The following is a 20,450-nucleotide window of genomic DNA, read 5'->3' on the forward strand; positions in this document are numbered from 1 at the left end:
GATCGTTGCCCAGTCGTAGCGAGAGAGCCGGAGGTTAAATGTCCCGGAACGTCTCGATCTGTGCGCCCACGGAGTTGAGCCGCTCTGCCAGCTCCTCGTAGCCACGGTTGATGACGTACACGTTGCGCAGGACGGACGTGCCCTCGGCGGCCATCATCGCGAGGAGCACGACCACGGCGGGCCGCAGCGCGGGCGGGCACATCATCTCGGCGGCGCGCCAGCGGGTCGGGCCCTCGACCAGGACCCGGTGCGGGTCGAGGAGTTGGAGGCGCCCGCCGAGGCGGTTCAGGTCCGTGAGATAGATGGCGCGGTTGTCGTAGACCCAGTCGTGGATCAGCGTCTTGCCCTGCGCCGCCGCCGCGATGGCCGCGAAGAAGGGGACGTTGTCGATGTTGAGGCCGGGGAACGGCATCGGGTGGATCTTGTCGATCGGCGCCTCCAGTTTGGAGGGCCGGACGGTGAGGTCGATCAGGCGCGTACGGCCGTTGTCGGCGAAGTACTCCGCCGTGCGGTCGTGGTCGAGCCCCATCTCCTCCAGGACCGCGAGCTCGATCTCCAGGAACTCGATCGGGACGCGGTTCACCGTCAGCTCGGACTCCGTGACGACCGCGGCGGCGAGCAGGCTCATCGCCTCGACCGGGTCCTCGGAGGGGGAGTAGTCGACGTCGACGTCGATGGTCGGCACGCCGTGCACGGTGAGGGTGGTCGTACCGATGCCCTCGACCTTCACGCCCAGCGCCTCCAGGAAGAAGCACAGGTCCTGGACCATGTAGTTCGACGAGGCGTTGCGGATGACGGTCGTGCAGTCGCTGCGCGCCGCGGCGAGCAGGGCGTTCTCGGTCACCGTGTCGCCGCGCTCGGTCAGGACGATCGGGCGGTCGGGCACGACGTCACGCGCGACCTCCGCGTGGTAGAGCCCCTCGGTCGCGGCGATGTCGAGACCGAAGCGGCGCAGCGCGATCATGTGCGGCTCGATCGTGCGGGTGCCGAGGTCGCAACCGCCCGCGTACGGCAGGTTGAAGCGGTCCATGCGGTGCAGCAGCGGACCGAGGAACATGATGATCGAGCGGGTCCGGATCGCGGCCTCCGCGTCGATCGCCTCCATGTCGAGCCGGGCGGGCGGCACGATCTCCAGGTCGACCCCGTCGTTGATCCAACGGGTGCGGACGCCGATCGAGTTGAGCACTTCGAGGAGGCGGTAGACCTCCTCGATGCGCGCCACGCGGCGCAGCACCGTGCGTCCCTTGTTGAGCAGGGAGGCACAGAGCAGCGCCACGCAGGCGTTCTTGCTCGTCTTGACGTCGATCGATCCGGAGAGACGGCGCCCGCCGACGACGCGCAGATGCATCGGCCCGGCATAGCCGAGGGAGACGATCTCGCTGTCGAGGGCTTCGCCGATGCGGGCGATCATCTCAAGGCTGATGTTCTGGTTACCGCGCTCGATGCGGTTCACGGCGCTCTGACTTGTGTTGAGCGCCTCGGCGAGCTGCGACTGCGTCCAGCCCCGGTGCTGACGTGCGTCACGGATGAGCTTGCCGATACGTACGAGGTAATCGTCTGCCATGTTCCGCAGGTTATCTCAGATATGAGATGACGCACGCGTCGGGGTAGGCCATACGTGAAACGTCCTGTTCGGTACGGAAGTTCCCGTACGTCCTTTCCGTACGCCACATGCCCGCACCGCGTCAGCCGCATCCGCACGAGGCATGCCGACCGCCGTGCACCGCGGCCTGCGCCGTGGGCCGGGGTCCGGCAGCCGCGCGCGTCGTCCGGGCGGCGGCAGCGCGCCCGGCCGTCGACTCGGCGTCATGCACCACTGTGCCTCCGGTCAACGTCAGTCGCACTTCGGCAGAACTGATTTCGGCCACCGGACACCGCGTCACATCGCGGTCGAGCAGCACCAGATCGGCCGACTTTCCCGTTTCGACGGTTCCGGTGAAGTGGTCCATACGGAGCTGGCGCGCCGTACCCGCGGTGTGCATGAGCAGGGCCGACGAGCGGCCGAGGCCTTCCTTGGCGCGGTACAGATCACCCTCACCCTCGGCTCCGGACCGGTCGACGGCGGTACGCACCTGGTTCCACACCTGGAGCGGATCGACCGGCCAGTCCGAGCCACCGGAGAGCCGCGCACCGCACCGCTCCAGACTGCGCGCCGGGTACAGCAGTCGGTGGCGGTCGGCGCCGATGTAGGGCAACAGGGCGTCCATCGTCCAGACGTTGCGGGTGGCCCACTGGAGCTGCATGCAGGGGATGACGCCGAGTTCGGCGAAGCGGGGCAGGTCGGCGGGGTCCACGAGCTGGAGGTGGGCGGTGGTGTTGCGCAGGCCGCGCGCCCGCGTGGTGCGCAGGGCGTACGCGTACCCGTCCAGGGAGGTGCGGACCGCGCGGTCGCCGATGGCGTGCGCGTGCATCTGCCAGCCCTCCTTGTTGAAGGCGGCGGTGAGCCGGCCGTAGTCCGCCGATGACACATACAGGTCGCCGCGGTGGTCGGTGGGCTTGCCGTCCTTGTCGAGGTAGGGCTTCAGGAGCGCCGCGGTCTGCGCCGGATACTCGATGACCCCGTCCAGGAACACCTTGACGGTGCCGAAGCGCAGCCCCCGTACGTCACCGAAGTCCTTGCGGAGCGCCTTCGCGTACGCGACCGCCGCCGCCGGGTCCTTGGTCTGGTCGGTCTCGATGCGCAGCGCGGGCACGATGCGCTGGAGCAGCCGTCCCGACTCGGCGAGGCGCTGGTACAGCTTCAGCTCGCCGCGGCCCACCACGGCTTCCATGAAGGTCGTGATGCCGGACGCGGCGGCCTCGGCGAGGGTCTTGGCGGCGGCGTCCGCGAGCTGTGCCTCGTCGGGCTCGGGGATGTGCCGGGAGACGAGCGGCTGGGCGTCGTCCTTGAGCACTCCGGTCGGCTTGCCGTCCGCACCCTTGACGATCTTGCCGCCGACCGGGTCGGGGGTCGACGCGGTGATCTTCGCTATGTCCAGGGCGCGCTGATTGGCCCACAGGTTGTGTCCGTCGCCGCCGCGCAGGGCGATCGGGCGGCGGGTCGGCAGGGCGTCGAGCATGGAGTGGTGCGGGGCGGTGCCCCGCGGCAGGAGCCCGACCGGGTTCCAGTCCTCCACCACGAGCCATCCGTCGGGCTCCTGCTCGGCGGAGTCCTTGAGAAAGCCGGTCAGCGTCTTCTGCAACTCCTCGACGGTCTGCTCGGCGCCGGCCAGGGACGGCCGCAGCGAGCGGTTCGCGGCGTCCATGGGGTGGGCGTGCCCGTCGTGGATGCCGCTCATGACGGTGCCGCCACGCCCGTCCACGACCTGGGTGTCCCGCCCGATGTACCGCTTGAGCGAGGCGTCGCTCCCGACGGCGAGGATCTTCCCGTCCCGCCCGACGGCGACGGCCTGCGCGGGGGCGCTGCCCTTGACGCCGCTGAAGACACGGGAGTTGTGCACGACGAGCGCGGCGGACCGGCGCCGCGCGGCGGGCACGGCGGCGACGGCGGGCGCACCCACCGAGGCGAGCAGCCCGGCGGCCCCGGCGGAGGCGATGAGCCCGCGCCGGGAGAGGGGAGAGGGGGAGGAGGGCTGCGGAGAGGTCATGGGGTTCTCCTAGCTGCTGTGACGCTGGGACATCGGGTGCGCGGGGACATCGGGTGCGCGGGGACATCGGGCGGGTGGCCGGGCACAAAGACTCACCGAGTAACCCGTTAACCAGAACCGCCCGCCCGCGACGGATTCCGCGGAAACATGGCTCTTGCGACAGGGAATCCGTAGGATTACCGCCGTGCCAGGGCCCACCCTCACCGACATAGCCCGCGCAGCCGAGGTGTCGACCGCGACGGTCTCGCACGCCCTGAACGGCACCGGCCGCCTGGGCGGCGCCACCCGCCGCAGGGTGCGGGAAACCGCCACCGCCCTCGGCTACGGCATCCGCCGCACCGCCCCGCACACGCGGACCCTCGGCATCGCGGTCACCACGTTCCCCACCGCCTGGAACTACACGGAGATCGCCTACTTCTCGCGCGTCGTCACGGAGGCCACCTCCGCGGCCCACGCACGGGGCTACGCCCTCACCGCGCTGCCCGCCGCCCGCGCCGGGGACGACTCGTGGCACGGCCTCGCCGTCGACGGCATGCTGATCATGGACAGCCCGCGCGGGGACCCGATGGTCACCGCGCTGCGCGCCCGCGGCATCCCGCTCGTCTTCGACGGCGTCCCCGGCGACCCGCGCCCCGGCGATCACTGGGTCGACAACGACCACGAGGCGACCACCCGCGAAGTCCTCGACCACCTCCGCGCGTCCGGCGCCCGCCGCATCGCCCTCCAGTCGGGCAGCGGCGACGAGCACTACGCGCGCACGGTGACCGCGGCCTACTCCGCATGGTGCGCGGAGCGCGGCGCGGACCCGCTGGTCGTCCCCTTCGACCTGGCGGACGCCGAAGGAAGGACGTTCGACGCGCTGCTGCGGGGCAAGGGCCGCGCCGACGCCGTCTACGCGGCGTACGACCCCGGCGGCCGCCAGCTCCTGGCCGCCGCGGCGCGCCTCGGTCTGCGCGTCCCCGACGACCTGCGCGTGGTGTGCGCGAGCGAGGACCCCGGATACGCGCTGACCCGGCCGCCCGTGACGACGGTGACGCTCGCCCCGGAGCGGACGGCACGCGCCGCGGTGGAACTCCTCGTGGACCTGGTCGAGGGATGCGCCGACACGGCATCGGACTGCCCCGTCGTCGTACCGGCGGCCCTGGTCGTGCGCGACTCCTCGCGTGCTCAGCCCGCCGCGCCGCTCTGGTAGTCCGTGGCCGGGTCGCCGTCGGCCGGGTCGCGGCCCAGGGCGAAGCGGCTGCGAAGCCGTTGTTCGCGATCAGCGGCCCCGCGAGGTCGGGGCCGCGCTGGTGGAGATGGGCGAGGGGGCGCTCGCCGAGCACCGTCACCAGCTCGTCGTGGTCGGCGAGCCACTCCTCGTCGACCATGAAACGCTCGGTCGCGGCCATGTACGGCGAAAGACGCACGCCCACCCGCCGCCCTTCCCACTCGGCGGCTGCTTGTGGTCCTCGACACACTGGGCCACGACCGGGGCGATCGCACCCCGGCCGCCGCGAAGAAGCTCGCGAGCCGTGCGCGCCACGTGGCGGAGGAGACGGTGGTCCTCAGGAGCAACGCCCGCTTCGCTCAGGCCGTACTCGGCGCTGCCCCGACGTGCGGGCAGGCTGGCGCGCCTCGTCGTACTCGCGGGTGATGTACTAGAGTTATCTCGACATCGAGATATCTGCCGAGGCGCACCAGCCGCCGCCACCCGGTAAGGGTTACCTAACTAAGCCTTACCTTAGCGGACCGACGAGGAGTCGTGGCGGCAGGATGTACGGAACGCGCGAAAAAATCTGAAGGAGACTGTCGTGTCGGCGAACAGCTTCGACGCCCGCAGCACGCTGCGCGTGGGCGACGAGTCGTACGAGATCTTCAAGCTGGACAAGGTCGAGGGCTCCGCACGGCTGCCCTATAGCCTGAAGGTCCTCCTTGAGAACCTGCTCCGCACCGAGGACGGCGCGAACATCACCGCCGACCACATCCGTGCGCTCGGGTCCTGGGACTCCCAGGCGCAGCCGTCGCAGGAGATCCAGTTCACGCCGGCCCGCGTGATCATGCAGGACTTCACCGGCGTGCCCTGCGTCGTGGACCTCGCCACCATGCGCGAGGCCGTCAAGGAGCTCGGCGGTGACGCGGACAAGATCAACCCGCTGGCCCCGGCCGAGCTGGTCATCGACCACTCCGTGATCGCCGACAAGTTCGGCACGGCGGACGCCTTCGGCCAGAACGTCGAGCTGGAGTACGGCCGCAACAAGGAGCGCTACCAGTTCCTGCGCTGGGGCCAGACCGCCTTCGACGAGTTCAAGGTCGTCCCGCCGGGCACCGGCATCGTCCACCAGGTCAACATCGAGAAGCTGGCCCGCACGGTCATGACCCGTAACGGTCAGGCCTACCCCGACACGCTGGTCGGCACCGACTCGCACACCACGATGGTCAACGGCCTCGGCGTGCTCGGCTGGGGCGTCGGCGGCATCGAGGCCGAGGCCGCGATGCTCGGCCAGCCGGTCTCCATGCTCATCCCGCGCGTCGTCGGCTTCAAGCTGACCGGTGAGCTGCCCGCCGGCACCACCGCCACCGACCTCGTGCTCACGATCACCGAGATGCTGCGCAAGCACGGCGTCGTCGGCAAGTTCGTCGAGTTCTACGGCGAGGGCGTCGCCGCCACCTCGCTGGCCAACCGCGCCACCATCGGCAACATGTCGCCGGAGTTCGGCTCCACCGCCGCGATCTTCCCGATCGACGACGAGACCCTGAACTACCTGCGCCTGACCGGCCGTGACGCCCAGCAGGTCGCGCTCGTCGAGGCGTACGCCAAGGAGCAGGGCCTCTGGCTCGACCCGGCCGCCGAGCCCGACTTCTCCGAGAAGCTGGAGCTCGACCTCTCCACGGTCGTCCCCTCCATCGCAGGCCCGAAGCGCCCGCAGGACCGCATCGTCCTCGCCAACGCCTCGCAGCAGTTCGCCCAGGACGTGCGCAACTACGTCGCGGACGACGAGGAGGCCGGCAAGGAGTCCTTCCCGGCGTCCGACGCCCCGGCCGCCTCCAACGGCGTCCCGTCGAAGCCGACCACGGTCACCGCCCCCGACGGCTCGACGTACGAGATCGACCACGGCGCCGTCACGGTCGCCGCGATCACCTCCTGCACCAACACCTCGAACCCGTACGTGATGGTCGCCGCCGCGCTCGTCGCGAAGAAGGCCGTCGAGAAGGGCCTGACCCGCAAGCCGTGGGTCAAGACCACCCTCGCGCCGGGCTCCAAGGTCGTCACCGACTACTTCGACAAGGCGGGGCTCACCCCCTACCTCGACAAGGTCGGCTTCAACCTCGTCGGCTACGGCTGCACCACCTGCATCGGCAACTCGGGCCCGCTGCCCGAGGAGGTCTCCAAGGCGGTCAACGACGCCGACCTCGCCGTGACGTCCGTCCTCTCCGGCAACCGGAACTTCGAGGGCCGCATCAACCCCGACGTCAAGATGAACTACCTGGCGTCCCCGCCGCTGGTCGTCGCGTACGCCATCGCCGGTTCGATGAAGGTGGACATCACCAAGGACGCGCTCGGCGCGGACCAGGACGGCAACCCGGTCTACCTGACGGACATCTGGCCCTCCGAGGCCGAGGTGAACGACGTCGTCGCCAACTCCATCGGCGAGGACATGTTCAACAAGTCCTACCAGGACGTCTTCGCGGGCGACGCCCAGTGGCAGGCCCTGTCGATCCCGACCGGCAACACCTTCGAGTGGGACCCGCAGTCGACCTACGTCCGCAAGCCCCCTTACTTCGAGGGCATGACGATGGAGACCACCCCGGTCTCCGACATCACGGGCGCCCGCGTCCTGGCCAAGCTGGGCGACTCGGTCACCACCGACCACATCTCCCCGGCCGGTGCGATCAAGGCCGACACCCCGGCCGGCAAGTACCTCACGGAGCACGGCGTCGAGCGCCGTGACTTCAACTCCTACGGCTCGCGCCGAGGCAACCACGAGGTCATGATCCGCGGCACGTTCGCCAACATCCGCCTGCGCAACCAGCTCGCGCCGGGCACCGAGGGCGGCTTCACCCGCGACTTCACGAAGGAGGACGCTCCCGTCTCCTTCATCTACGACGCCTCGCGCAACTACATCGACCAGGGCACCCCCCTCGTCATCCTGGGCGGCAAGGAGTACGGCTCCGGCTCGTCCCGCGACTGGGCCGCCAAGGGCACCGCGCTCCTCGGCGTCAAGGCCGTCATCACCGAGTCGTACGAGCGCATCCACCGCTCGAACCTCATCGGCATGGGCGTCCTGCCGCTCCAGTTCCCGGAGGGCCAGAACGCCGACTCCCTCGGCCTGACCGGCGAGGAGACCTTCTCCTTCACCGGCGTCGAGGAGCTGAACAACGGCACCACGCCGAGCACGGTCAAGGTCACCACCGACACCGGCGTGGAGTTCGACGCGGTCGTCCGCATCGACACCCCCGGTGAGGCGGACTACTACCGCAACGGCGGCATCATGCAGTTCGTGCTGCGCAGCCTGATCCGCAAGTAAGCAGGCGGCACGCAGTAGTCGAGGGCCGCACCCCCTGCACGGGGGTGCGGCCCTCGGTCGTTCCGGGGACTACGCGGGGAAGCCGCCGTACGGCACGGTGATGATCTCCATGGCGTGGGCGGAGGGGTCCAGGAAGTAGACCCCCCGGCCGCCGTCATGGGTGTTGATCTCGCCCGGCTGCTTCTGATGCGGGTCGGCCCAGTGCTCGATGCCGCGGGCCTTGATCTTCTCGTACGCGGCCGTGAACTCGTCCTCGGAGACCAGGAACGCGTAGTGCTGCGGGGTGATCTTGTCGGCGGGGATGGCGGCGAAGTCCAGGGTGACGTTGTTGCTCAGCTCCACCGCGATGAACGGGCCCCACTCCGAGGTGATCTCAAGGCCCAGCAGATCCGCGAAGAACTCGGCGGACTCCCGGTTGTCCCGGGCGTGGATGATCGTGTGGTTCAGCTCGACTGACAAGGAATGCCTCCAGAAGGCATCTCCCGACACCTCCATGCCTCACCCAGCCGGTGACCGACACGCGATGTCGCCGTGGATCTTAGGCACGGCGACATCGTGCTGTCGAGCGATCAGCCCTCTTCCCAGTTCACGCTGCCAACGCCCGTGCCGCCCATGCAGCGGGCGCTCGACACGTCGGAAGCGCCCGGATTCAGCGTCTTCCAGTCTCCGCGCGCGTCCGGCCACTCCCCGCAGACCACCTTGACGCGGAAGGCCGTCACGACACCGGTGTTGTTGGTGCAGTGGGCGTGACCCCAGTAGCCGTCGGTGTCCGTGGTGCAGGTCAGGACATTGGGGGGCGCGGCCACTTCCTGCTGCGTGGCCGACGCGCCCGGCGCCACGGCGAGCGCCGGCACCATGGCGGCCGCCACCGCTGCGAGCTTGAGCACGAGCCGGGTGACGCGGCGAGGCTTGTTCATGCGCTGGTCTCCTTCTGGGTCTCCGTCGCGGGGCATCCGCGCAGCTCAGATGCTTCCGAGCGGACCTGTCGTGACGGTCACGCGGCGGTCACGCGAAACGAGAGGGGGCGGGAGTGCACAGGCACTCCCGCCCCCTCGTCACAGCAGACGGATCAACACAGCGGAAGGATCAGCTCAGGAGCTCGACCTCCGCGAGCGTCGCCGAACCGTCGAGCACGAGCCGGTAGTGCTCGTACGCGCCCGGCTTGTCCACGGTGAAGGCCCGGGTCTGCTTGTCCCAGGCGAAGGACTCGCCGGAGCGCTTGTCCAGCTGGGTCCACTTCTCGCCGTCGGCGGAGCCTTCGAGCACCCAGCCGCGCGGCGCCTTCGCCTTGTCGGAGGACGACGTCAGCGTGTACTGGACCGCCTTCGTCGACTTGGCGACCGGCAGCTCCACGGAGGCCGAAGTGGCGTCCGTGTCCGACGTGTTGTCGAAGAGGGCGCCGTCACCCTTGATGGCGTCACCGCGCGGCGACGGCACCTTGTCGTCCTGCGTGACGGAGGTGGGCTGGGCGTTCTTGCCCGTGCCCCACGACGAGGGCTTGGAGCCCATGTCGAACTCCAGGACGCCGCCGCGTGCGATCTCCTTGTGGGGGAGCGCCGTGGAGGTCCACTTCTTGCCGTTGACCTTCAGGCCCTGGACGTAGATGTTCTTCGCGCTGTTCTTGGGCGCCTTGACGACCAGGTCGCGGCCGTTGTCCAGGTGCACGGTCATCTTGGTGAACTGCGGCGAACCGATCGCGTACTCGCCGCTGCCCATGACCAGCGGATAGAAGCCGAGCGAGGAGAAGAGGTACCAGGCCGACTGCTCGCCGTTGTCCTCGTCGCCGTGGTAGCCCTGCCCGATCTCGCTGCCCGTGTAGAGGCGGGAGAGGACCTCGCGGACCTTCTCCTGCGTCTTGGACGGCTCACCGGCCGCGTCGTACATGTAGGCGGCGTGGTGGGCGACCTGGTTGGAGTGCCCGTACATGCCCATGCGGACGTCGCGTGCCTCGGTCATCTCGTGGATGACGCCCCCGTAGGAGCCGGCGAACTCGGCGGAGCCGGTCTCCGGGGTGTCGAAGTACTTGTCCAGCTTGTCGCCGAGGCCCTTGCGGCCGCCGTAGAGGTTGGCGAGGCCGCGCGAGTCCTGCGGGGCGGTGAAGGCGTAGCCCCAGGCGTTCGTCTCGGTGTAGTCGTAGCCCCACACGCGCGGGTCGAACTTGTCCGAGGCGACGCGCCAGTCGCCCTTCTTGTTCTTGCCCTGGAAGAACCCTTCGCCGGCGGCCTTGCCGTCGAAGAGGTGGACGTAGTCACGGGCGCGGTTGAGGAAGTACTCCGACTCCTCCTTGTAGCGCTTCTCGCCCGTCTTCTTGTAGAGGGCCTGGCCCATGCGGGAGATGCCGTAGTCGTTGACGTAACCCTCCAGGGCCCAGGACAGGCCCTCGTGGGTCTCGCTGGGGGTGTAGCCGAGGAAGGGGGAGGTCTCCATGCCCTTGCGGCCCACGCCCTTGTCCGGCGGCACGACCGTCGCGTTCTTCAGGGCCGCGTCGTACGCGTCCTTGGAGTCGAAGTCCACGCCCTTGACGTACGCGTCGGCGAAGGCCACGTCCGAGGAGGTGCCCGTCATCAGGTCGGCGTAGCCGGGCGACGACCAGCGCGACGTCCAGCCGCCGTCCTTGTACTGCTGCACGAAGCCGTCGACCAGCTCACCCGCCTTCTTCGGCGTGAGGAGCGAGTAGGCGGGCCAGGTCGTGCGATACGTGTCCCAGAAGCCGTTGTTGACGTACGGCTTGCCGTCGACGATCTTCGCGCCGGTGTGGGTCGGGGTGTCCGGGCCCGTCTGCGGGGAGAACGGCGAGGCGTACTGGTACTTCTTGCCGACCTTCTCGAAGCCCGAGTTCGGGTAGAGGTAGAGGCGGTAGAGGGAGGAGTAGAGGCTGGTGCGCTGGCCCTCGCTCGCGCCCTGCACCTCGACCTTGCCGAGGATGTCGTCCCAGCTCTTCTGCGCGCGGTTCTTCACGCGCTCGAAGGAGGTGCCGGAGGGGATCTCGCTGTTCAGGTTCGCCTTGGCCTGGTCGAGGCTGATGAGCGAGGTCGCAAGACGCAGGTTGACCGTGCGGTCCTTGCCGGGCTTGAAGCGCAGATAGCCGGTGACGTCACCGCCACCGCCGCCCTCCAGCTTGCCGCCCGCGGTGACGGGCGCGTCGAAGGTGCCGTAGACGAAGAGGCGGGTGGCACCGGTGGAGAGGCCGGACTTGACGTCCGAGAAGCCGCTGACGACACCGTTCTTCTCGTCGAGGGTGAGGCCGCCCTTCTCCGAGACGTTGTCGAATATGACGCTCGCGTCGTCACCGGGATAGGTGAACTTCATCATCGCGGCGTGGTCGGTCGGGGCCATCTCGGCCTTCAGACCGTTCTCGAACGTCACGCCGTAGTAGTGCGGGCGTGCCGTCTCCTTCTCGTGCTTGAAGGGCAGCGCGCGCTTGGTGCGGGACGCGGACGGGGTGTCCTTGTCGACCGACGGCATCATCTGGAAGGTCTGCCGGTCACCCATCCAGGGGCTCGGCTCGTGGCTCGCGCTGAACGCCTGGATCGTCGGCAGGTTGTCCGCGTTGTTGCCGCGCGCGTAGTCGTAGAGCCAGCTCAGGGAGCCCGCGTTGGTGACGGGCGTCCAGAAGTTGAAGCCGTGCGGGACGGCGGTCGCGGGGAAGGTGTTGCCGCGCGAGAAGCCGCCGCTGGAGTTGGTGCCGCGGGTGGTTTCCGCGTAGTCCGAGGGGTGGGCCTTCGGCTTGGCGGGGGCCTTCTCCTTCAGGGAGACGTCGTCCACCCAGCCGCGGAACTTCGCCGGGCCCTTGGGGGAGTCGTACGCGACGAGCACGCGGTCCACCGTCTTGCCGCCCGCGACCTGCCCGATCCGGGCGGCGACGTTGTTCCACTGGTTGACGTAGAGGCCCTTGGCGGCGCCCTGGCCCTGCGGGGTCAGCGCGAAACCGTTCTGGTCCACGGCCTTGAGGTCACTCAGATAGGTGCCGTCGGTGAACGCGAGGTCCACGGACACGTTCGTGGCGTCGTAGTCGAGGTCGCCCTCGGCCATCGACGGGAAGATCCGGTACGAGAGCTCGGTGTCACGCCGCACCGAGACATTGACGTCGAAAACCTTGTTGTACGAGTAACCGCGGGCGTCCGCCTTGTGGGTGCCCGCGTAGCGCAGCGCGCGCTTGCCGGTGAACCCGGCGCCCGCCTTCGCGGTCGGGGAGCCGCTGGGCCCGCGGTCCACGAGGGAGAGCATGTCCTCCGGGACGGGGCTCTCGCTGCCGCCGACGGAGAGCTGGACGTCGGAGAGCTGGAGGGCGTCGGAGGCGCCGTTGTTGGCGGTGACGTCCAGGCGGTAGTGGGAGTACGCCGTGTCGTTCTCGAAGTCGTACTTCTTCGTCTGGTGGCGCTTGTCGAACGACTCGCCCTTGCGGGTGTCGAGGACCTTCCAGTCCTTGCCGTCCGTGGAGCCCTTGAGCGTCCAGTCCTTGGGGTCGCGCTCGTCGTGGTCGTTCGCCGACGTGAGCGCGTACGTGATGGCCTTGGCGGGCTCGTCGAGGTCGAACTCGACCCAGCCGGTGGGCTCGAAGGTCAGCCACTTGCTGGTGGGCTCGCCGTCGGTCAGGTTCTCCTTGACCTCGCCGCTGCCGGAGTTCTCGCCGCTGGCGCGGACCTCGGTGACGTGGTCGTTCACACTGCCGGGGATGCCCGCGCTGAACGCGCCGTTGACGCCGGCGGTCTTCTTCTTGCCGTCGGGGCCGGTCTCCACGGTGTTCAGCCAGTCGGGCTGCACATCGCCTTCTTCGAACGAAGAAACGAACTCCCGTGCCGCTTTGGGTGGTTTCTCCGGCTTGGCGACGGCGGCGCCCTGCGCCGTGGCGACCAGCGTGAACGCCGCCGCTCCGAGAACAGCGGCCGAACGATGGTGTCTGAAGCGAGGTCTGCGTGATCTGTGCGGCATCCCCGAGCCCCTCCCTGCAAGTGATGGACAACGTTGTCACATGGCTGCGCAAGGTCCAGTAGGGCGTCAAGTTGCCGGTGGTGTCAAGGCTGTTGAAAGGGCCGGAGGTGCTGGAGGTGAGGCGGAGGCGAGTCACGGCGGGCCGGAGGTGGCCCCGGGAAAGTCCAAGGGGGCCGGGGAGAAAGTCCAATGAGGAGCGAGGAGGGGCCAGGGAAGATCAGGGAGGGGGAAGCGCCGACGGGTCCCGACGCCGCCGATTTCCCCGGCTGAATTTGCTCACGCCGTGAACGAACCAGTCCGTGTCTCCGCGAGGTCTCAACTCGGGAAAGACTGCTGGCCCAAGCTGCATTCGATCTTGCTCTGCTGCCGAGAAGTGGACTATACCTATCGGCACCCTGAGTGGCGGGTGCGAGCCCTTGCCATGTAGTTGACGCACGTGCAGCACCACCAAGCTTCAACTGACCCGCGGTGTCGGGCCCTTCGCCACTGGCGAGCTGTCGGGAGCGCCGTACGCCGCCTGAGTCCTGGAGAAGGCGAGGACTTGAGCATGGGATCCACCAGCATCAACCGTCGTGACGTGATGAAGAGGGCGGCGGCCACCAGCCTTCTCGCGGTACCGGCCGTGGGCGCCCTGAGCTCCTGCGCGAGCGGCGGCGGGGAAGAGAACAAGGCGGAGAAGGGCACCAAGTCCAAGAAGAACCCGCTGGGCGTGAAGACCGACGCCGGTTTGACGGTCTACATCTTCAACGGCGGCTACGAGGACAAGTACGCCCAGTTCGTCACCGACATGTACAACAAGCAGTACCCGAAGTCGGACGCGGAGCAGAAGGCCACCACCAAGATCGCCACCCAGGTGCAGCCGAAGATCGTGCGCGGCAAGCCCACGGCGGACGTGGTCAACAACTCCGGCGCCGACCAGATGAACCCCGGCAAGCTGGTGCACAACAAGCAGGTCGCCGACCTCAGCGAACTGCTCGACGCCCCCTCCTGGGACGACCCGAACGTCACGGTGCGCGAGACCCTCGTACCGGTGGTCGAGCAGATGGGCACCTTCGGCGGCAAGGAGGTCTACCAGCTCAACATCGCCCAGACGGTCTACGGCAACTGGTACTCCAAGAAGCTGCTCGAAGAGGGCCTGGAGAGCGAGTATCCGAAGACCTGGGACGAGATGCTCGCGGTCTGCAAGAAGGCCAAGGCCAAGGGCATCCACGGCTGGAGCTACCCCGGCGGCCACCCGCGCTACGTCTTCTTCAGCATGTACGCGATGTTCGCCCAGCGCGGCGGGCGCGACGTGATCACGGCGATGGACTACCTGGAGCCGGACGCCTGGAAGCACGACGCGGTCAAGGACGTCTTCGAGGCCTGGGAGGAGCTGGTCGCCAAGAAGTACGTGCTCACCGGCTTCGACGGCACCGAGGCGCACACCGAGATGCAGACCGCCTGGACCAAGGGCGGCAAGTGCGTCTTCGTGCCCAACGGCTCCTGGGTGGAGAACGAGGCGAAGGACACCACGCCCAAGGACTTCGAGATGACGGTCGGGGCGACCCCGTCCCTGGACTCGAGCGACAAGATGCCCTTCGGCACGCTCTACGCCCCCGCGGGTGAGCCCTTCATCGTCCCCTCCAAGGCCCAGAACGTGCAGGGCGGCATGGAGTGGCTGCGGATGATGTACAGCAAGGAGGCCGCCCTGAACCTGTTCAAGGAGGTCGGCTCGATCCCCGTGGTCAAGGGCGCCATCGACGGCGAGAAGCTGCCGTCCGGTGCGACGAGCGTGCAGGCGGCCGTCAAGGCGGCCGGCGAGAACATCGTCATCCCCAAGTTCTTCGACTGGTACAACGAGCTGTTCCGCGAGGACTACAACAACATGATCGCCAAGTTCATGCTGGGCCAGATCGGCACCAAGCAGGCGATGGAGACCATGCAGAAGGCGTCGGACCGGATCAAGAACGACCCCGACATCACCAAGATCAAGAAGTCCTGACCGGCGCCGGAACGAGCACCACGACCGGCAGCGGAACCGAGACTTCAGGCATGTGAGCGAGGCGGGGCGGAGCAGCATGACGACGGACACCCGGGTGGCGGAGACCCCACCCCCGAAGAAGACGACGAAACGGACGCCGCAGACCAAGAAGGCGAACGGGCTGTTGTTCGTCCTGGCGGTCCTCCTTCCGCCCCGCTTCACTCCCCAGAGCGTGCGCTACGACCGGCGCTACCGCACGCTCGACAAGTACCGCTTCATCAGCGGCTTCCTGGGCCTGCCGCTCGCGTTCTACGCCCTGTTCGTCATCTCGCCCTTCATCCAGGCGATCTACTACTCGTTCACCGACTGGTCCGGCGGCCCGGTCGCGAACTTCATCGGGTTCGACAACTTCACGAAGATGTGGAACGACGAGCGCTTCTGGGACTCGATGGAAGTGAGCGTCGTCCTGGCGCTCGTCGCCCCGGTGCTCACGCTCATGCTCGGCATGTTCTTCGCCTACATGATCACCTCGGGCGGCCGGCACCGTAAGGGCCAGGCCATCGCGGGCGTCGCGGGCTCCTCGTTCTACAAGGTCGTCTACTTCTTCCCGCAGGTCCTGTCCGTCGCCATCATCGCCGTCGTCTGGGGCCGCGTCCTCAACACCAACAGCGGTCTGATCAACGGCGGTCTCGACAAGGTGGGCATCGACGGTCCCGCCTGGCTCGGCGGCGACCGCAGCCTCGCCCTGATCGCCGTACTCGTCGTGCTCTGCTGGAGCTTCGTCGGCTTCTACGTGGTCCTCTTCTCCGCCGCGATGGGCGCGATCCCCAAGGACATCTACGAGGCGGCGCTGCTCGACGGCGCGGGTCGCGGGCGGACCTTCTTCAGCGTGACGCTCCCGCTGATCTGGGACACCGTCCGCACGGGCTGGATCTATATGGGCATCCAGGCGCTCGACTCGTTCGCGATCGTCCTGGTCATGGTGCCCGAGCACGTCCTGAAGGTGACCCCGGTCTTCCTCTACGAACGATTCCGGGACGGCCAGTACGGCTATGCCACCTCCATCGGCGTCGTCCTCCTCGTCCTCAGCATGGCGTTCTCGCTGATCGTCATGAGGATCGGGAATCGCGACCGGATCGAATACTAAAGACCGCGGGAGCACTGCATCATGACCATCGCCAAAACCGCGCCCCGCACCGAGCCCGCCGACGCGCCCCGCCCCGACACGGGTTCCAAGGGCGGCGCCACGCTGAACGTCTTCTCGCACGCGTTCCTCGCCCTGTGGGTGGTCCTCGCGGCCGGGCCGCTGATCTGGGTCGCCCTCACCGCGTTCCGGCCCTCGGTCGACATCCTCAGCGATCCGATGGGCTGGCCGGACTCCTTCCACTGGGAGAACTTCACCAACGCGTGGACCGAGGCCAACATCGGCCAGTACACGATCAACTCGCTGATCATCCTGGCGGGTTCGCTGACCGGCACGATGCTGCTCGGGTCGATGGCCGCGTACGTCATCGCCCGCTTCACCTTCCCCGGCAACCGGTTCGTCTTCCTGCTCTTCGCGGGCGGCATGATGTTCCCGGTCATCCTCGCGCTCGTGCCGCTCTTCGCGGTGATGGAGAACTTCGGGCTCCTGGACACCCGGCCGGGCCTGATGATCGCGTACATCGCGTACTCGCTGCCCTTCACCACCTTCTTCCTGACCTCCTTCTTCCGCACGCTGCCCACCGGCGTCCAGGAAGCGGCGATGGTCGACGGTGCCTCGCACACGCGCACGTTCTTCCAGATCATGCTGCCGATGGCCAAGCCGGGCCTGGTCAGCATCGGCATCTTCAACTTCCTCGGCCAGTGGAACCAGTACCTGCTTCCGCTGCTGCTCAACAACGAGGAGGAGAAGAGCTACGTGCTGCCCCAGGGGCTCGCCACCCTCGCCGTCTCGCAGGGCTACCGCGGTGACTGGGGAGCCCTGTTCGCGGGCCTGACGATCGCGATGCTGCCGGTGCTCGTCGTGTACGCGGTGTTCCAGCGTCAGGTGCAGGCGGGCCTCACCGCGGGCGCTCTCAAATGACCCTGCCCGCAGGTGATTTCAGCTTGGCCACGAAAGTGGTCTAGGCCTGTTGCGGCAATTCCGGCCGTGAGTAATGTCGGCGCCACGGCGCCGCGGGGGGACCTTTGCCCGCGTTCAAGTCGACACCGATGTCGAAAGGTTGAACAGCATGAGGAATCGAGTGATCGCCACCGGTGCGGCAACGCTCGCGATGGCCATGGGACTTACCGCGTGCGGCGGTGACAGCGACAGCGGCGACAGCAAGACCATCAAACTCGTCGCCGCCGACTACGGCGACAAGGCCTCCAACGCGTCCAAGAAGTACTGGGCCGACGTGAAGAAGGACTTCGAGGCCGAGAACAAGGGCTACAAGGTCGACGTCCAGGTCATCAACTGGAACGAGATCGACAAGTCCGTCAAGAACATGATCCAGGCGGGCAACCAGCCCGACCTCCTGCAGACCGGCGGCTACGCCGACAAGGTCGCGGACGATCTGCTCTACAAGGCCGACGAGGTCCTCTCGCCCAAGACGCAGGAGAACCTCATCCCGAGCTTCGCCAAGGCCGGCGAGGTCAAGGGCACGCAGTACGGCATCCCGTGGGTCTCCTCCAGCCGCGTGATGTTCTACAACAAGGCCGTCCTGAAGAAGGCGGGCGTGAAGACGCCGCCCAAGACGTGGGACGAGCTCGCCGCCGCCGCGAAGAAGATCAAGTCCTCCAAGGCTGCCGACACCCCCTACGCCCTCCCGCTCGGCCCCGAGGAGACCCAGGGCGAGACGATGATGTGGGAGCTCGGCAACGGCGGTGGTTACACCGACGCGAGCGGCAAGTACACGATCGACAGCGCGAAGAACGTCGAGACCTTCGACTGGCTGCAGAAGAACCTGGTCAAGCCCGGCCTCACGTACTCCAACCCGGCCTCCACCGACCGCAAGACGGCCTTCGCGGACTTCGCGGCCGGCAAGGTCGGCATGCTCAACGGCCACCCGAGCCTGATCCAGATGGCCAAGGACGGCAAGGTCGACTACGGCGTCGCGCCGATCCCCGGCAAGGCGGGCCCGCTGGACTCCACGCTCGGTGTCGCCGACTGGATGATGGCGTTCAAGGACGGCGGCGCGGAGAAGGAAGGCGTGAAGAAGTTCCTGGACTTCACGTACTCCAAGAAGATGCTGCAGTTCGACGAGATGTACAACCTGATGCCCGTCACGCAGGACACGCTCAAGGAGATGCAGTCCAGCGGCAAGCACAAGGACCTGGAGCCGTTCTTCGAGGTCCTGCCGAACGCCAAGTTCTACCCGCTCGGCGACACCTCGTGGGACGTCATCTCCGCGGAGATGAAGAAGACCGGTGGCAAGGCCGCCAGCGACGACCCGAAGGCGGTCCTCGGCGACCTGCAGAAGAAGGCGGAGACGGCGGCCGCGGAGAACAAGTAGCACGCAGGCAGACGCACTTCGTTCCGTAGTAGTCGTAGTCCCGTTCGCTAGGAGACCTTGTGTCACTGAAGGCCCCTCCGCCCCCGGCCGACACCGGCCGGGGACGGAGCGGGCGCGCACCCAGGCCGGTGAGCCGCCGCAGCGGTATCGCACGGCTCGGCCCGCTGCCCTGGATAGCGCCCGTCATTCTGCTGATCCTCGCCGTGGTCATCTGGCCGGTCGTCGAGCTGATCCGCACCTCGTTCCTCAACATCTCCATCGCCGGCATCGTGCGCGGCAGCGCGGGGACCGACAAGTACAAGAAGCTCTTCGACGAGACCGACTTCGGAGCGGTCCTGCTCTGGACGGTCGTGTGGACCGTCGTCGTCGTGACCGTGACGATGCTGCTCTCGCTGGCCCTGGCCCAGCTGTTCAACCAGAAGTTCCCCGGCCGCACCGTCACCCGCTGGGCGCTCATCGCGCCCTGGGCGGCATCCGTCCTGATGACCGCCATCGGCTTCAAGTGGATGCTCAACCAGACCGCGGGCGTCCTCAACACGCTGATGCTCGACCTCGGCCTCATCGACAAGTCCAAGGACTGGCTCGGCAAGCCGGAGACGGCCTGGCCGTGGATGATGGCCGTCGCGATCTTCGTGTCGCTGCCCTTCACCACGTACACCCTGCTCGCCGGTCTGCAGACCATCCCGCACGAGGTCTACGAGGCCTCGCGGATCGACGGGGCGAGCCACTGGCAGACGTACCGGCACATCACCGTGCCGATGCTGCGGCCCGCGTTCCTCGTCGGTGTGGTCATCAACCTCATCAACGTCTTCAACTCCTTCCCGATCATCTGGGCCATGACGCAGGGCGGTCCCGGCTATGACACCTCCACGACCATGGTGTTCATGTACAAGCTGAAGGAGACCGACATCGGCGAATCCGCCGCCATGTCCGTGGTCAACTTCGCGATGGTCGTCGTGCTCGTGCTGATCTTCCTGAAGGTCAGCCGGTGGAACGAGGAGGACTGATGGCCACCGCGACGGCGCCCCGCGCGGGGTCCCCGAAGGGCTCCGCGCCCCAGCCCAAGCCCAAGCGCACCTTCCGGCCGCGCACCCTGGTCATCACGGTGGTCGCCTGGGCGCTCGCGGCGATCTTCCTTGCTCCGTACCTGGAGATGGTGATCACCGCGCTGCGGCCCAAGAGCGAGCTGCGGGACCGGACGTATCTGCCCACGGACCTGGAGTGGTCGAACTTCATCGAGGTCTGGAAGGAGTCGGAGCTCGGCCAGAACCTGCAAGTGACCCTGCTCGTCGCGGGCGGCGCGACGCTCCTCGTGCTCCTGGTCTCGCTGCCCGCCGCGTACTACACGGCGCGCATGCGCTACCGCGGGCGCAAGGCCTTCCTGCTCCTCGTCCTGATCACCCAGATGTTCCAGCCCACCGCCCTCCTGGTCGGTCTCTACCGCGAGTTCCACCAGCTGGACATGCTCAACTCGGTCTGGACGCTGATCATCACCAACGCGGCGTTCAACCTCGCGTTCGCCGTGTGGATTCTGACGGCCTACATCAGCTCCATCCCGCCGGAGCTCGAAGAGGCCGCCATGGTGGACGGCACGAGCCGCTTCGGCGCCATGGTGAAGGTGACGCTGCCGCTCGCGCTGCCGGGCGTGGTCACCGCGGTGATCTTCACTTTCATCACCTCGTGGAACGAGTTCGTGATGGGCCTCACGCTCACCACCGAGCCCGACAAGCAGCCGCTGACCGTCGGCATCAACAATTTCATCGGCGCCTACACCGTGGAGTGGAACTACCTCTTCGCGGCCTCCGTGGTGGCGATCGTGCCGGTCATCGTGCTCTTCGCCTTCATCGAGCGGCACGTGGTCTCGGGTCTCACCGCGGGATCGGTCAAGTAACGGATCGGCCCTCTCAGGCCGGGTCTGGGTGGTTTGGGGTGCATCCTCGCCACTTGGACCCGGCCTGTCCCGCTGTTCAAGAGTGCCGATTTGGGT

Annotated in this window: 13 protein-coding genes; 8 read left to right on the top strand and 5 right to left on the bottom strand. The window is 67.7% G+C overall.

What is annotated here, in order from left to right; translation table 11 throughout:
* Nucleotides 1-34: 34 nt before the first annotated feature.
* Together ABZ906_RS01160 and ABZ906_RS01165 are read right to left on the bottom strand one after the other, a co-directional pair.
* Complete coding sequence (locus tag ABZ906_RS01160) at nucleotides 35-1,564, bottom strand: UDP-N-acetylglucosamine 1-carboxyvinyltransferase (protein WP_361194936.1); 1,530 nt, start codon at nucleotides 1,562-1,564, stop codon at nucleotides 35-37.
* A 121-nt stretch (nucleotides 1,565-1,685) separates the two neighbouring features.
* Complete coding sequence (locus ABZ906_RS01165; RefSeq protein WP_361375927.1) at nucleotides 1,686-3,587, bottom strand: amidohydrolase; 1,902 nt, start codon at nucleotides 3,585-3,587, stop codon at nucleotides 1,686-1,688.
* A gap of 184 nt (nucleotides 3,588-3,771) precedes the next feature.
* Between ABZ906_RS01165 and ABZ906_RS01170 the strand changes: the two genes are divergently transcribed.
* Nucleotides 3,772-4,779 (top strand): LacI family DNA-binding transcriptional regulator, encoded by a 1,008-nt coding sequence (locus ABZ906_RS01170; protein ID WP_361375930.1) that lies wholly within the window; start codon nucleotides 3,772-3,774, stop codon nucleotides 4,777-4,779.
* A 601-nt stretch (nucleotides 4,780-5,380) separates the two neighbouring features.
* Nucleotides 5,381-8,095 carry an aconitate hydratase AcnA gene (gene acnA, locus ABZ906_RS01175; RefSeq protein ID WP_361375933.1) on the top strand — a complete coding sequence of 905 codons (2,715 nt, stop codon included), beginning with the start codon at nucleotides 5,381-5,383 and terminating at the stop codon, nucleotides 8,093-8,095.
* Between the two features lie 69 nt (nucleotides 8,096-8,164).
* Here the strand turns inward: acnA and ABZ906_RS01180 are convergent, their stop codons facing one another.
* The 3 genes from ABZ906_RS01180 to ABZ906_RS01190 form a co-directional block, all read right to left on the bottom strand.
* The gene (locus ABZ906_RS01180) at nucleotides 8,165-8,554 is read right to left on the bottom strand and encodes a VOC family protein (RefSeq protein WP_361375936.1); all 390 of its coding nucleotides are present in this window, start codon (nucleotides 8,552-8,554) and stop codon (nucleotides 8,165-8,167) included.
* Between the two features lie 110 nt (nucleotides 8,555-8,664).
* Nucleotides 8,665-9,012, bottom strand: coding sequence for a hypothetical protein (locus ABZ906_RS01185; RefSeq protein WP_361375939.1), 348 nt, complete (start codon nucleotides 9,010-9,012; stop codon nucleotides 8,665-8,667).
* Between the two features lie 169 nt (nucleotides 9,013-9,181).
* Nucleotides 9,182-13,027, bottom strand: coding sequence for a GH92 family glycosyl hydrolase (locus ABZ906_RS01190; RefSeq protein WP_361375941.1), 3,846 nt, complete (start codon nucleotides 13,025-13,027; stop codon nucleotides 9,182-9,184).
* A 547-nt stretch (nucleotides 13,028-13,574) separates the two neighbouring features.
* On the opposite strand from ABZ906_RS01190, the gene ngcE reads away from it, so the two are divergent.
* The 6 genes from ngcE (at nucleotide 13,575) to ABZ906_RS01220 (ending at nucleotide 20,354) form a co-directional block, all read left to right on the top strand.
* On the top strand, nucleotides 13,575-15,008 hold the full coding sequence (ngcE, locus tag ABZ906_RS01195) for an N-acetylglucosamine/diacetylchitobiose ABC transporter substrate-binding protein (protein ID WP_361194920.1): 1,434 nt from the start codon (nucleotides 13,575-13,577) through the stop codon (nucleotides 15,006-15,008).
* A 76-nt stretch (nucleotides 15,009-15,084) separates the two neighbouring features.
* Nucleotides 15,085-16,134 (top strand): sugar ABC transporter permease, encoded by a 1,050-nt coding sequence (locus ABZ906_RS01200; protein WP_361375944.1) that lies wholly within the window; start codon nucleotides 15,085-15,087, stop codon nucleotides 16,132-16,134.
* Between the two features lie 21 nt (nucleotides 16,135-16,155).
* A complete protein-coding gene (locus ABZ906_RS01205) occupies nucleotides 16,156-17,052 on the top strand; it encodes a carbohydrate ABC transporter permease (protein WP_361194917.1) in 897 nt (298 codons plus the stop codon).
* Between the two features lie 148 nt (nucleotides 17,053-17,200).
* A complete protein-coding gene (locus ABZ906_RS01210) occupies nucleotides 17,201-18,463 on the top strand; it encodes an extracellular solute-binding protein (RefSeq protein WP_361194915.1) in 1,263 nt (420 codons plus the stop codon).
* A 128-nt stretch (nucleotides 18,464-18,591) separates the two neighbouring features.
* Nucleotides 18,592-19,470, top strand: a complete 879-nt coding sequence (locus ABZ906_RS01215; protein WP_361194913.1) for a sugar ABC transporter permease — start codon at nucleotides 18,592-18,594, stop codon at nucleotides 19,468-19,470.
* Nucleotides 19,470-20,354 (top strand): carbohydrate ABC transporter permease, encoded by an 885-nt coding sequence (locus tag ABZ906_RS01220; RefSeq protein WP_361194911.1) that lies wholly within the window; start codon nucleotides 19,470-19,472, stop codon nucleotides 20,352-20,354. Before ABZ906_RS01215 ends, ABZ906_RS01220 begins: the two co-directional genes overlap by 1 nt.
* The last annotated feature ends 96 nt before the right edge of the window (nucleotides 20,355-20,450 follow it).

This window comes from Streptomyces sp. NPDC046925, from assembly GCF_040644915.1.
In the GTDB taxonomy this organism is placed as follows: Bacteria; Actinomycetota; Actinomycetes; order Streptomycetales; family Streptomycetaceae; genus Streptomyces.